The sequence below is a fragment of the Paraburkholderia sp. J63 genome (genome assembly GCF_905220245.1).
Classification (GTDB): domain Bacteria; phylum Pseudomonadota; class Gammaproteobacteria; order Burkholderiales; family Burkholderiaceae; genus Paraburkholderia.
Map to the genome: position 1 here is coordinate 300,867 of NZ_CAJMZF010000004.1, position 13,932 is coordinate 314,798.

At 60.9% G+C, this 13,932-nt stretch carries 9 protein-coding genes and 1 pseudogene; all 10 read left to right on the forward strand.

Annotation, left to right across the window (positions count from 1 at the left end):
- The first annotated feature begins 259 nt into the window (after positions 1-259).
- Positions 260-807 (forward strand): annotated as a pseudogene (locus tag U5775_RS07245) (TagK domain-containing protein).
- Entirely contained in the window at positions 804-1,670 is an 867-nt protein-coding gene (locus U5775_RS07250) for a type VI secretion system accessory protein TagJ (protein WP_322057441.1), read from the forward strand. The pseudogene U5775_RS07245 and the gene U5775_RS07250 overlap by 4 nt, the downstream one beginning before the upstream one ends.
- On the forward strand, positions 1,657-2,208 hold the full coding sequence (gene tssE, locus U5775_RS07255; protein ID WP_322057442.1) for a type VI secretion system baseplate subunit TssE: 552 nt from the start codon (positions 1,657-1,659) through the stop codon (positions 2,206-2,208). Before U5775_RS07250 ends, tssE begins: the two co-directional genes overlap by 14 nt.
- A 25-nt stretch (positions 2,209-2,233) precedes the next feature.
- The gene (gene tssF / locus U5775_RS07260) at positions 2,234-4,105 is read left to right on the forward strand and encodes a type VI secretion system baseplate subunit TssF (protein ID WP_322057443.1); all 1,872 of its coding nucleotides are present in this window, start codon (positions 2,234-2,236) and stop codon (positions 4,103-4,105) included.
- Positions 4,105-5,193 (forward strand): type VI secretion system baseplate subunit TssG, encoded by a 1,089-nt coding sequence (tssG, locus tag U5775_RS07265; protein WP_322057444.1) that lies wholly within the window; start codon positions 4,105-4,107, stop codon positions 5,191-5,193. Before tssF (U5775_RS07260) ends, tssG begins: the two co-directional genes overlap by 1 nt.
- Positions 5,190-6,284, forward strand: coding sequence for an ImpA family type VI secretion system protein (locus U5775_RS07270; RefSeq protein WP_415913523.1), 1,095 nt, complete (start codon positions 5,190-5,192; stop codon positions 6,282-6,284). The genes tssG and U5775_RS07270 overlap by 4 nt, the downstream gene beginning before the upstream one ends.
- 148 nt (positions 6,285-6,432) lie before the next feature.
- Entirely contained in the window at positions 6,433-8,349 is a 1,917-nt protein-coding gene (gene tssF / locus U5775_RS07275) for a type VI secretion system baseplate subunit TssF (protein WP_322057445.1), read from the forward strand.
- A 32-nt stretch (positions 8,350-8,381) separates the two neighbouring features.
- A complete protein-coding gene (locus U5775_RS07280; RefSeq protein ID WP_322057446.1) occupies positions 8,382-10,895 on the forward strand; it encodes a type VI secretion system Vgr family protein in 2,514 nt (837 codons plus the stop codon).
- 71 nt (positions 10,896-10,966) lie between these two features.
- Positions 10,967-13,219, forward strand: coding sequence for a hypothetical protein (locus U5775_RS07285; RefSeq protein WP_322057447.1), 2,253 nt, complete (start codon positions 10,967-10,969; stop codon positions 13,217-13,219).
- Entirely contained in the window at positions 13,204-13,860 is a 657-nt protein-coding gene (locus tag U5775_RS07290) for a hypothetical protein (protein ID WP_322057448.1), read from the forward strand. The genes U5775_RS07285 and U5775_RS07290 overlap by 16 nt, the downstream gene beginning before the upstream one ends.
- The last annotated feature ends 72 nt before the right edge of the window (positions 13,861-13,932 follow it).

The window sequence follows — 13,932 nt, forward strand, 5'->3', positions numbered from 1 at the left end:
ATTATTTAAAGACATTGGCGAAGATTCAATTGTGTTTGGTAAACGGCGATAACGAGATCGCAGTGGACGCATTCATGTTTAGTGTGTTTAAAATGCGGTTCTTCAAGCATATTCAGGTCACTGGCTTATGCACTTCTTCCGGCTGCTTCACCGTCGCGAACCACCCGCGACGCGCGCCGAACCTAAAGCGTTCACGGCGGGACATGCTCTCGCACGGACGGGCACGGGCATGCCGCAAACGGATAGCGATCCGCTTGCGATGTTTGACGAAGCGCAACTGGAAGAGGATCAGCGGGGCAGTGCAGCCATCTTTGGCCTCCTTGGCTCACGTCCGGTGCTGGAGGACGGCGCGACGTCACGGACATCTGTGCGTGTTGATGGAGAAGATCTGATCGCCAGCCTGCATAGACAGTACTGCCAGGCACTGGATAATCCGTTTGGACCGGCACCTGCGGCTGACTGGGAGTCTCCGGCTGAACCGTCTGGCCGCTACGTGCATAGCGAGTCCGGTCTGCCTGTTGACCCGCATCTTTACCATGCTGGCCATGACTCCATCGAAGCGCTGCTCTCCGGTGCGCAACTGCTGGATCATGCCTTTGGCCCACTCAGGGAGAGCGACCTGGGGAGCCGGAATCCGAACCAGTGCCGGAGATCCTGCGCCTCTTTGCCCCACCCGAATATCTGGTTTCAGCGTTTCGTTCGATGGCAACGCTGCCGCCTGCGCTCGCGCGTCGCGAGCACCATTCACTCGGTATTGACAGTCCGCTACCCATGCCGGAAGTGAACCTGACCGGGGATTCTCCATGACGATGTCGCGCATATCGCTCGCCACTCGCCTGGATGACGCGCAGGGCAGGGTCCGCCGCGAGCCCGCCGTTGCAGGCCACCGCTGGCCCCTGTTCCAGCTGCTCTGCGTGACGCAGCAGTGGGAGCGGGCTGTCCAGCAACTGCAGGTCTTCGCGCAGCTGAACCCCCAGCAGTTACAGGCTGTGCAGGCGTACCGCGACCTGATCCGCGCCGAGCGCTGGCGCACGAAGGTCCTGAACGGACTCGCGCAACCTGGCTTTGTCATTGATCCACCATCCTGGGTTGAAAATCTCACTGAGTCGTTGCGCCTGACTGCGACCGGGCAAACTGATGCCGCCGACGCCATGCGCGAGGCAGCGCTGGACGAGGCGCCGCTGGTGGGCGGCGGCGGAGCGAGTCATTCCTTTGAGTGGATCGCCGACAGCGATTCGCGTCTCGGCCCAGTCTGCGAAATCATCACGGCAGGACGCTACCGCTGGCTGCCTTTTTCCGATATCGCGGGCTGGGAAATCGGGCATCCGGCGACGCTGGTTGATCTCGTCTGGGCGCCATGCCTGCTCACGCTCGTCGATGGCACCAAGGTTCGGGGGTTTATGCCCGCGCGTTTCCCGGCCGCTGCGCACGCGACGTACGACAGCGCCGTTATCGATGCGCTGCGCCTTGGCAACATGACGATCTGGACGGATGCGGGCCTTACCGGTGTGGTCGCGGAGGGCCGCAAGACGTGGACAACCAGTGCCGGCGATGTGGACCTCTTCGAACTGGATGTCTGTACATTTATCCATGACGCTGACCGTGGGTCGGCCGATAGTGTTGACAGGATGGCAATGCAGGATGAAGGGGGCGTCGATGGAGCGGCGTAGACGCAAGGCCAACAGTGCGCAGACGTCCAGCACGCCCCGGCGGGCCGATGCTTTTTTGATGCCCACGCTTCTGGACCGGCTGCGGGATGACGCACCACACCGGCAGCACGAGGCACCGGGCGAATATGCCGTGACGCGTGCACAGATGCGCGACATCGTCCAGCGCGATCTGGCGTACCTGCTCAATACCACCAATATCGAGGAGCAGATTGACGAGGTGCGCTACCCGCACGTCATGGCCTCAACGATGAACTATGGGGTACCGCCATTGGCAGGCAAATTCATGGCGACGCGCCAATGGACGGATATCGAGACCATCATCAAGCGCGCAATCCGGGACTTCGAGCCCCGCCTTGTGCCGGGCAGTCTCAGCGTATTGCCATTGCCGGACGAGGATGGCGAAGTCCAGTACAACGCCCTGGCATTCGAAGTGCGCGGCCTGATCAGTATGGACCCCTATCCGATGGAATTCATGGTGCAGAGCTCGCTTGACCTGGGGACCAGTCAACTCAGCGTCAGCGGTACGCGCGGCATCTGAACGGCATCGATTACGGGACAACGCAATGGATCCACGGCTACTCGATCATTCCAGTCAGGCATTGATCTACCTGCGCGAACTCGCCGCCGGGTTCGGGAGGCAGCATCCCGGTGTCGCCGCGCGTCTGGACACGCAGGCCGGTGGGGTCCGGGACCCCTATGTCGAGCGGCTGCTTGAGTCGTTCTGTGTCGTGGTCTCGCGCGCGCAGATCAGGATGGATGCGGAGTTTCCGAAATTCGCGGAACGGCTGCTCGAAGTCACCTACCCGAACTATGTGGCGCCAACGCCGTCCATGTCAGTCGCCCGGATCTATCCCGGCCTGAGCGAAGGAAAACTGAAGAGAGGGTTCCATCTGCCACGCGGCACGATCCTCAAGGCACGCAAACCCGCCGGGGAGAAAACCGCGTGCCAGTTCCGTACCGGAACGGAGGTCACGGTGTATCCGCTCGGCATTTCCGAAGCGAAGCTTACCGCGATCCCGTCAGATGTCGGCCGACTCGACCGGTATGTGCCACCCGATCGCCAGGTGCGGGGTGCCTTGCGCATCCGGTTCCGTACGACAAACGGTTCGCGAATTTCGGAGCTGCAGGACCTTGACCGTCTGCCAGTTTACCTTGTGGGCGATGAACAGGTCGCCTCGCACCTGTTCGAACTGCTGCACGCAGCGAATGTGGCCTTGCTCATCGGCGAGCCGGGCAGACCGCTTTCGGCAGTCACATCCAGCCCGGTTGCCCTCGAAGGTTTCGCTGCTGACCAGGGACTATTGCCGCTCGGCTGGTCGAAATTCCATGGGCACAATCTTCTGCATGAGTATTTCGCGTGCCCGAGCCGCTTCTACTTCTTTGCGCTGACGGGACTTGCGGAAGGGTTGCGCCGTATCAACGGGCCTGAAGCCGAGGTGATCGTGCTGCTGGACCAGCTCACCGGACGCCTGGCGAATCTGGTGGATGCGTCGCGTTTCGCGCTTTTCTGTACCCCCGTCGTCAACCTGTTCGAAAAGCGGACTGACCAGATCGAAATTCCGCAGGGTGAGGCAGAGATCCGTCTCGTGCCGTCGAAACCGGAACCGCTCGACTACGAGGTCTTCTCCATCCGGAAGCTGTACGGGCAGAAGACATCGGGCCAGGCCGAACTGGAATTCAGGCCGTTGTTCCAGACCTTGAACGACGACGAGGGCAACTATGGACGCTATTTCTCGAGCCGCCGCGAACCTCGGCTTGTGTCGGACGCGGGACGGCTCTACGGTACCCGCACGCCCTACATCGGTACCGAGGTGTTTGTATCCCTGGTCGATCAGACGGAAGCGCCCTACGGCGAGGACATCCGCTATCTGTCGGCCGATGCCTGGGTCACGAACCGCGACTTGCCGCTGCTGGTTCCCCGCAACGGGATCAACGACCTCGAAGGAAATGACGAGGAAGCCATTGAGTCGATCGGCCTGATCCGCCCGCCCAGCCCACCGAGGCCGCCGTACGCGGAACGCGAACTGGCCTGGCGCCTGATCCGGCAACTGAACTTCAACTATCTGCCGTTCAGTGACATGGATCACCGCGAAGGCGGGCAGGGCCTGCGCGATCTGCTCGGGCTTTTCCTGTCCGGCGATGATACGGAGCGCCGGCGTCAGGTCGATGCCCTGATCGGTGTGAAAACGCAACCCGTCAACAGCATGCTGCCCGGCAACGGCCCGCTCGTGTTCGGTTACGGCATCGGGTGCGTGCTGACGGTCGACGAGACGGGATTCTCGGGCCTGAGTCCCTACCTGCTTGGCCTGATCCTCGAGCACTACATGGCCCGCCACGTGTCGATCAATTCGTTCACGCAGACGGAGCTGCATTCGATGCAGCGCGGGCTGGTTGCGCGCTGGCCGATGCGCATGGGCGCGCGCGGAGTGGCCTGATGCAACGTGCTCCGTTCAAGGCGCTGATCCAGGACATCGCGCTGTCGCAATCATTGCTCGACCATCTGCAAGTCGAACCCTGGCGATACGGGTTTTTCGCGCTGATGCGCCGTATCGGCGCCAACCCGGCAATCGACCCGATCGGGACGGCCAGGCTTCCGCAGGCTGAACCGTTCCGGCTTGGCCAGCAGGCGAGCCTTATCTTTGCACCGCGCGAAATTGCGCGAGCTGGCGTGGTCCACGACCGCCTGAAGATCCGCCTCTTCGGGCTGGGCATGCTCGGTCCCAATGGGCCACTCCCCATTCACGTCACCGAGATTGCGCGCGAGCGCGAAGAGCATCGGCGCGATCCAACGCTCGGCAATTTCCTCGACATTTTTCACCACCGGTATCTCACGCAGTTCTATCGGGCTTGGGCATCGGCGCAAGCGGCAGCGGGTCTCGACCGCCCTGACAATGAGCGTTTCACGTTCTACATTGCGGGGCTCACCGGCCACGACGTCAGGGAAATCGGCAAGGGGGCGCTGCCCGCGCACGCGAGGCTGTCCGCCGCCCCGCACCTCATTCGCGAATCACGCAACCCGGATGGGCTGGCTGCGACGGTCTCCCATTATTTCGGTGTACCAGTCCAGATCGATGAATTTGTCTTTCACTGGCTGGAACGTGCCCCTGACAAACGCAGCAGGCTGGGCGTACCAGGAGCGGCCACGACGATGGCAGTCGACGGATTTCTGGGCGACAGGATTCCTGATCGTCAGTGCCGCTTTCGCATTGTCGTCGGTCCGGTGGATATCGATGATTACCAGCGGTTCACTCCCCGCGGCGCGGATCTGCTGCGCCTGGTGGAATGGGTGCGGGCGTTTGTCGGCACAGAAATTCATTGGGAACTCGAGCTGAAGATCCGGCCGCACAGTGCTCCGCCGGCCGTGATGGGTGGCCCGCAGCAACTGGGCTGGTCGAGCTGGCTCGGGCAGTCACCTTCGCCGGAGCCGGTCACGGGAATGGTTTTCGAGCCGGAGCGCTACGTGCCCCAGCTCAGACGGGATGCCGAAGCCCGCGCTGCCCGGTTGAAACAGGTTGAACCATGAGCAATAGCAAAAAGAAAAAACCTCAAACGCCTCAGGGCCGCGGCGTGACACACGACTGGATGGCGCCCATTTCCGAGAGCGCTCCGTGCGGTGCCGACCTTGAGTACGACCCGGAATTCGTTGTTCTGAGCGCGAGCGTTGCCGCAAAGGCCACTGCCCAATACGGCGATTTCGTCGGCACACCGGAGCCGGTGAACTGGAGCGATGTCGACCGCGACTGCCGGCGCCTGATGATGCGCAGCAAGGACGTGCGTCTGGCGGTGCTCTTTATCCGGTGCCGCACGCGGCTTGCGGCCGCCGCCGGCTTTGCGGAAGGTCTGGGTCTGCTGGCCGGATGGCTGGCTGCGTTCCCGGATCTGGTTCACCCTCAACTGGGTGTCGACGAAGATCGCTCGGCCGCGCTCGAAATCCGCATGAACGCACTGCAGTCGCTCACCGATACCGATGGCCTGATCTCGGATCTGCGGGAAATTGCGCTCACCCGGTCGACACAGACACGCCTGCAGTTGCGCGACGTCGAGCGGGCGTTCGCGCATCCCCGGCCGAGCGACGCGCTGACACCGGACTCCGTGACCAGGCAGCTCGAAGAACTGCGCATGCAGCGTCCCTCCGTCCTTTCCGGATTCGATGACGCGCTTGACAGCCTGACAGCGATCGAGGGCTGGTGCCGTGAGCACCTGAGCGTGTACGCATCCGATCTCACCGCGCTCAAGCGACTGCTTCGCCATGTTGCCATTCCACCGGGCAGTCGTCAGGCAGACGACGTCCATGAAGAAGAGGGCGACGCACAACAGGATAGTGAAGCGTCTGCGGCCCCGGCTGAATTGCCGGCCGCTACTGATGAGAGTGAGGCAAACACGTTGTCCGAGCCATTGACACCCCGTACCGCCGGCAAGGCATCCGACCGCCATGCGGCGCTTGACCTGATCCGCGAAGCGCGCCAGTGGTTCGAACAGCATGAGCCGAGCAGTCCGATCCCCGTATTGCTGAAACGTGCCGAGCAGTTTGTCGGCAAGCGCTACGTCGATGTGGTCAACGCGATTCCAGCCGAACTGCTGGCCCAGTGGGAAAACGGCGGGAATGACGACTAGCAGGGGCTCAGCACGAAAATTCCCATCCTGAAAATTGCCCCGTCCCGACGGGATGCGAGAAACGGGATAGCCAAACGTTGTGCCCGCAACATGGCACGTCGCTTGGCAGGACAGGCAAAGGACACGTTGGACGAAAGAAACGAACGACATGACGAAGCGGCATCAACCACCCGCAGACCCGGAACTGCTCGAATACTACACGCGCGAACTGCTCTACACGACTGCGCTTGCGCAGGAATTCGCGGGGCAGCATCCGAAGATTGCGGCCCGCCTGGGCATGCAGGCGGGCGAGATTGGCGACCCCTATGTCGAGCGGCTGGTGCAGGCGTCTTCGTTCATGACGGCGCGCACGCAGATGCGTCTCGATGCGGCGTTTCCCGAACTGCTGCAGCCGATGCTGGAAACGGTCTATCCGAACTACGTCCGGCAGACCCCATCGATTGGGGTGGCCCGTCTGTATCCGGGGCATGCAAGCGGTCATCGCGGCCAGGGGTTTGTCATCGCGCGCGGCACGGAATTCACCTCGCGCACGCCCGCAGGCGAAAAGACGCCCTGCCTGTTCCGCAGCAGCCAGGACGTGACGGTCTACCCGCTCAGGATCAGGCTCGCACGGGTCACGCTGATACCTCCGGACATTCCGTCTCTTGACCGGTATGTGACGGACGGCCAGCGGGTGCATGGCGCGGTACGCCTGACGCTTCAGACGACGAACGGGGTGCCCATCGCGGGCCTGGACGAACTGGACCGGCTGCCCGTGTATCTTGCCGGGGACGAGCGCATTGCCTCGCATCTGTTCGAACTGATCCACTCAGCCGGTGTAGCCAGCGTCATGGCCGCACCCGGCCGGTTCGCGGTGGGACCGCTATACGGGGTCACGCGTGGCGCGGTCGTCCACGAAGGCATTGCCCCGGACCAGGCAGTGCTGCCTGACGTGCCGCGCCGGCTGCACGGGCATGGCCTCATGCAGGAATACTTCGCGTGTCCGGCCCGCTTCTGGTTTTTCACGCTGACGGGGCTTGGCGAGGGGCTGCGGGCGATCGAGGGCAACGAGGTCGAGATCGTCATCCTGCTCAACCGCGTGCCCGGGGCACTGGCCGATACGGTAGATGCGTCGCATTTTGCGCTCTTCTGCACGCCGGTTGTGAACCTGTTTCCCTTCCGCACGAAGAAACTCGAAATCGACCCGGGTGAGCCTGAGCACCGGCTTGTGCCGGTTCCCCAGGCGCCGGCGGACTTTGACCTGCGCTCCATCGATGCCGCACATGGTCAGGTTGCCGAGGAAAGCAACGAAGAGGTGCCGTTCGAACCTCGGGACCAGCCGTGCGGCTCAGGCACCTCCAGTAGTGGCAACTATTTCAGTCTGCGCCGCCGGGCGAACCTGGTCCAGGGGGGCGGGCGGCAGTATGGCACACGTCGCCCCTTCACCGAGACGCAAACCTTCATTTCGCTTGTGGACGGTCAGGGCCGGCCCCACGCCGGCGGCATCCGCTTCCTGTCGATCGAGGCATGGCTGACCAACCGCGATCTGCCTTCCCTGCTCGAATGCGATGGCCGTCGCGATCTCACGCTGGCCGGCTCGAAGCCCGTGGTCAGCGTCGGTTTTGTGCGTGCGCCGTCCGCACCGAAACCGCCGCTCGCGCGCGGCGACCTGGCCTGGCAACTGATGGGGCAACTGAAGCTCGATTACCAGATGTTCGACGACAGCGACGGGGAACCCCATCCGGGTGAAGGGGTGCGCCGCCGCCTGCGCCTCTACGTGACCCCGGACGCGGGCGCCCTCGCGCGGCAGGTTGAAAGCCTCGTGAGCGCCACGGCCACGCCGGTGAACGACATGCTGCCGCCGGGCAATGGCGGCCCGGTGTTCGGGCGGGGCATCCAGTGCGAATTCACCTTCGACGAAAGCGGCCTTGAAGGGGTGAGCCCCTACACGCTGGCACTGGTGCTGGAGCACTACGTCGCGCGCCACGTCTCGATGCATTCGTTTACGAAGACCGTGCTGCATTCGAAGCAGCGTGGCCAGATCGCCGAATGGCCGCCGCGCTCCGGTATGCGCGACATTTCCTGATTCCCTTTTCCTGACCTGCCCTGGAGAGACCCATGTCCTGGCTTGACCAACCGCGCACGCTGGAGATCGCCAGCGCGGCCCTGCCGAAGTGGCAGGACGAATGCCTGTTCACCGTATCGCGCCTGACGGGCACCGAGAAGCTTGGCAAGCTCTACGACTACACCGTCGAGATTGCGACGAAGGACGATAGCGGCCTGACCGTGCATGAGGCGAGAGACATGGTCAAGGTGGACGAACTGGTCGGCAAGCAGGTGACCGTGAAGATCGCCACCGAGGGCAGTGGCACCTACGAAACCGGAACCATCGGGGTGATGCCGTCGGTGAACGTCGGCGCGGACGTGCGCGAGATCACCGGTCTGATCGTGGCGGCGCAGTGCGTGGGCGCGGACACGCGGCGCGCGTTCTACCGGCTGCGGATTCGCCCCTGGCTCTGGCTTTCAACCTTGAATCAGGACTCCAGAATATTTCAGGATAAGAGCGTCGTGGAAATTTCCGAGACGATCCTGAAAAAGTATCCGTTTCACTATGAACTGCGCCTGGCCGGTCCCGGCTTCGGCCGGCAGTATCCGAAGCGCGACTACCAGCGCATGTTCTGGGAGAGCGACTGGGGCTATCTCAATCGCCTGTGGCAGGAGTGGGGCATCGCATTTTTCTTTCAGGGCCCCACGCTCGTGCTGTGCGACTCGACCGCCGCCTACAAGAAGCACGGTCCGGCCTATGAGACGCTGCGCTACCAGGACCGCGACGGCCAGCGTATCGACGAGGAACACGTCCACCAGTTCGAGATCGCGCGCGCCCTGACCACGGGCAAGGTTACCGTCACCGACTACGACTATACACAGTCGCGGGCGAATCTCGCCACCAACGATACGGAATACAGCGAGCGCGCCAACGACAACATCGAGCACTACGCCTGGGGGGATTACTCGCAGCCGCTGGCCGGGGCGATGGGCACCGCCGCTGAACCCAATGAGGTGGACTTCGAGGGCGAGCACCTGGCACGGGTGCGGCTGGAGGCGAAGCGTGCAAAGAGCCTGCGCGGCCATGGCCGCGGCAACATGCGCGGGCTGCGGGTGGGTTATACGTTCCACCTCGAAGGCTATCCGCTCGCACCGGGCAACGGCGAATACCTCGTCGTCGCGACGCAGATCGAGATCGTCAACAACGACACGGTGACGAACCGCGGGGCGCTGCAGCGGCAGTACACGTGCGACACGCGCTTCACGGTGCAGCCCACGAACACGTATTTCCGCACGCCGCAGAAAGCGAAGAAGCCGCGCTCGCACGGCGAGGTGGCGGTCGTAACGGGCTATTCGGATTCGACTATCTGGACCGACAGGTACGGCCGCGCGCGGGTCTGGTTCCCCTGGGACCGGGAGGGCCAGCAGGACCAGGATTCCAGCTGCTGGGTGCGGGTGTCCTCGCCGTGGCAGGGGGCGAACTACGGGGCGATCTATATTCCGCGCGTGGGCCATGAGGTCATTATCGGGTATCAGGACAATGATCCGGACAAGCCCTATATCGCGGGACGGCACGTGAACCAGTTCCACGAGCCACCGTGGCCGCTGCCCGCGAACCAGGCGCTCTCGGGCTGGATGAGCGAGGACTTGGAGGGGCCGACGACGAACAGCGTTGTCACCGACGATACGCCCGGCAAGCTCCAGGTGCAGGTGGCGAGCGATCACGCGCAGTCGCGTCTGGTGCTGGGCAGCAACACGCGCATTGACCGGCGCCAGGGCCGTAGCGAGGCGCGCGGCGAGGGGTTCGAGCTGGCGACCGAGGCGCATGGAACCGCGCGGGCCAATCGCGGCCTGCTGATCACGACCGAGCCGCGCTCCGGCGCGAGCGCGCCCGTGAAGGACATGGGCGAGACGGTGCAGCGGCTGACGCAGGCTCGCCAGCAGCACGAGGATCTGTCGCAGTTCGCGCAGCGGCACAAGGCGCAGGATGCGCAGGTCAGCCAGGGTGACGTGATGGCGGGCATGAAGGCGCAGAACGAGGCGATCAAGGGGGGCGCGAAAAGCACCTCGAACCCGTCGCCGGAGATGGCGCGGCCCGATCTCGTGTTCGCGAGCGCGGCCGGTATCGCCGCGACGGCCACCGACAGCATGCACCTGGCGAGCCAGAACGATCACGCCATCACGGCGGGCCGCGACGTGAGCATTGCGTCCGGCCGCGGGTGGCTCGCCTCGGTACGGGGCATGCTCTCGTTCGTGGCCGGGCTCGGCATCCGGCTGTTTGCGGCGAAGGGCAGGGTAGAGATTCAGGCGCAGGGCGACGCGATGGCGCTCGCCGCGCTGAAGGACCTCACCATCAGCAGCTCGGACGGAAAGATCATCCTTAGTGCCGCGAAGGAAATCTGGATCGGCGCGGGCGGCTCGTATATCCAGATCAACGGCAGCGGCATCGTCAACGCCACGCCGGGCTATATCTACGAGAAGACGGCGGACTGGGACAAGCCCGGGGCAGATTCGATGCGTATGCCGCTACCGACGATGCCTCAGGGCGACCTGAAAACCACCAGCCTTTATCCGCAATCACGCTAACCATGATTATCAGCCCTCCCTTTCTGCCACAGTCCGGCCTGACTTCCAGCGATGAGACGGACACAGACCCGATGATGACGGCTGTCGAGGCATTTGAGCCCGGCTACCACGGTGTTTTTCCCGTTACATTTGACCGGCGCTGGCACGGTGGCATCCACCTCGTGCCGGGTACCCCGGATGAACCCGTGCGTGCCATTGCGGATGGCGAAGTCGTCGCCCACCGCATCAGCCAGAACCCCATTTCCGACGGTCACATTGATGAATCGACAGGACAGGAAGCACTGAATACCAATAACGGCTTCGTGCTGCTTCGTCACATCACCGACACGGGAGACGGGCGCACCATCACGTTTTATTCGCTCTACATGCATCTGCTCGACTTGACGGCTCAGCACGCACTGGGCGGACAACAGCCTGCGAGTCTGCCACAGAATACCTCGCCCACCGCGCTTGCAGCATGGCTGCTCCAGGCGGGAGATAGTGTCAAGCAGGGCAGCGGCAAAAAAGTCCATCGCAAGGATATCCTCGGCCATTGGGGGCAGTCGCAAGGCCTTCGGCATCTGCACTTCGAAATCTTCATGAGCGAGGAAGACTTCACCGCGTGGTTTGATCAGTCCGGGCATTCCGTCCAGCTCGGCGAGAAAAATCCGGTGCAGCCCACATCGGCTGACTGGTGGGGGCACGCCTATTTTGTGATTCCTGCCACCGCCGATTTCGTGGCACGCCCTGGGACGCCGCATGATGATCCCTGGTTTCCGGCGCTGAGCGCGGGCAAATTGCCGAGCGACAAGAGCAAGCTGTATGTCGAGGCCTACTTCCATAAGGGACAGCGCTACACCCGCTCGTGGCTGGACGAGAACGGTGATGGCAACTGCGTACTGCTGACGTCCCAGCCGGTGAAAGATAAGTTTCCCGACTACGAATACAAGCTCTATGAGCGCGCGCTGACGTTCTATCCAACCTGTCCGAGTGACGGGTACGAACTGTTGCGCTTTGGGCGCATCCTCGCGCCGTCCCCCACACTGAACTCGGCTCAAGAGAAAACGACCTGGGTTGCCGTACCGTTCGATGCCAATGGTACTCAGGCCTACGTGGATATCAGCAAAACATCCGTCATCAAACTCTCGGATGCAGACTTCCCTTTTTTTGCTGGCTGGCAAAAGATCGATAGCGATAACGCACCGCTGGATGCCAATGGCCTGTTCAGCTACCGCAGGTTGCGGCAGCTTGTTGGCGATGCCACGGCGACCGCATACGACGTGTCACAGGACGACCCTAAATTCAGTCTCGACGATCAGCTCACCTACTATGTGCAAGCCAATGATACCGTGCGGAGTGACCTGGCCGGCTTCGTCTGCCATACGAAAAGCGAATGGGACCCGGCCAACAACGATCAGCGATATCAGGATCTGAACAAGCCGGACGGATATTTTGGGAAGTGCAAGGACACCGATCCGGACGGTTACGACAGGTTTACCGGTTTCCTGAAGAAGCTGCAGTTCATGGATCAGGTGCCATCACTCGCCGGAGGGAAAGAATTCTGGTGCTTTCATCCGCTTTCGTTCATTCGACACTTCAGAAAATGTGAATGGCTAAGCGCTGCAGAACTCGCTCGCATAATACCTAATGCATCCCACGAAAACATTTCGCGCTACGTGAAGCCGATCAGCCAAGTTTCAACGAAATATCTTGATTCTAGCAAAACTAGAGTTAGTCATTTCCTTGGTCAAACCACTCATGAAACAGCAAATCTCGGCGGGGGGATGGTTGAGTACGGGAACAATCATTCCAGCCGAGCGTATGAAACTGATGCAAATTATTACAGCGGCCCAGACACCTATTCGTACTTTGTACGCGGCCATGGATACGAAAAACTCCACAACACGCTCGGGAATAAATATAACTCAGGCGATGGTGTTAAGTTTAGAGGCCGAGGTGCACTTCAGATCACTGGCAGGGCGACATACGCTGATTATTGGGTCTATCGCGGATGGCTCCATAAGAATCAATTTGATGCGGGTTGGTGGACCAAAAATGGATGGTGGGATACTGGGAATATTTCCATCAGACCAGCCGTCATAAGTGACCCACAAAAAATTTCGGCCCGCGCAAATGGAAACGAATTCAATCCAATTGATGTTGGAGGATGGTTTTTTGCGCTACACAAAATAAATACGGTATGCGATAGGGAAAATTCAGGCGATTCCTCCGCGCCGCTTTCTGATGATGTGTCAAGAATTATCAATCGATATGATGCATCGACATTTGGACAACGACAGGCGCACGTTAGTGCGGCGAAGAAGATACTATGCGACGGACTCTAATTTATTTCATCACATTTGCCACTGCATTTGCCTGTAGCGCGGCACGTGCAGAGTGTATTAATGAGCAGATTGCAGATGCAGTGCTTCCTGCAGTTCGCGGTGGGCATGTTTGGGCAAAAGCATGCAGCGATCAAGATGAAAATGGCGGGAATATTTATATAACGATTTCCACTAACAATGACAAAAAAAATCAGGAAACCCTGCGTTACGACCAGGAAGGGTATAGCTTGTCGCTAGATACAGATATTTATTTTGGAAATCCACAAATGCAAGGAATTGGGGTAGCGACAGGTGCCGGTCGGGACGGTAACGGCACGCATTATTGGGCAATAGACAATTCCTCAGAAGTGATTGATCTGGGAGATGCCCCATCCCTTAAGCGAGATCCATTTGTAAAAAATAGTTACTCCGCTCTTGTAACTAGCTCCGGGGCTCCGTATCAGTCAATCTTATATTTCTATACGATTAAAGATGGAAAATTAATTCCTGCTCAAGCAGTAGGCTTTCAAACCGGAGTGCAAGGTAATATCGCTTCATTGCTAACCATCCTTCCTGGAAATAAATTTGAAGTGAATAGCACAAAGCGCCTTTCCAAAAAAGCATATGATGCTTGCCAAAATAGCGAAATCGCTTGTTGGTGAAAACGGCTTCACCCGGTTCAGATCGGCGTCGCCTTTCTGATCCAGATCGACGAAATGCTCGGCCATTGGGAG

Coding starts and splice junctions, on each gene's coding strand:
- tssE (WP_322057442.1), top strand. CDS start 1,657: ATGGAGCGGCGTAGACGCAAGGCCAACAGTGCGCAGACGTCCAGCACG.
- tssG (WP_322057444.1), top strand. CDS start 4,105: ATGCAACGTGCTCCGTTCAAGGCGCTGATCCAGGACATCGCGCTGTCG.
- U5775_RS07280 (WP_322057446.1), top strand. CDS start 8,382: ATGTCCTGGCTTGACCAACCGCGCACGCTGGAGATCGCCAGCGCGGCC.
- U5775_RS07250 (WP_322057441.1), top strand. CDS start 804: ATGACGATGTCGCGCATATCGCTCGCCACTCGCCTGGATGACGCGCAG.
- tssF (WP_322057443.1), top strand. CDS start 2,234: ATGGATCCACGGCTACTCGATCATTCCAGTCAGGCATTGATCTACCTG.
- U5775_RS07290 (WP_322057448.1), top strand. CDS start 13,204: ATGCGACGGACTCTAATTTATTTCATCACATTTGCCACTGCATTTGCC.
- tssF (WP_322057445.1), top strand. CDS start 6,433: ATGACGAAGCGGCATCAACCACCCGCAGACCCGGAACTGCTCGAATAC.
- U5775_RS07270 (WP_415913523.1), top strand. CDS start 5,190: ATGAGCAATAGCAAAAAGAAAAAACCTCAAACGCCTCAGGGCCGCGGC.
- U5775_RS07285 (WP_322057447.1), top strand. CDS start 10,967: ATGATGACGGCTGTCGAGGCATTTGAGCCCGGCTACCACGGTGTTTTT.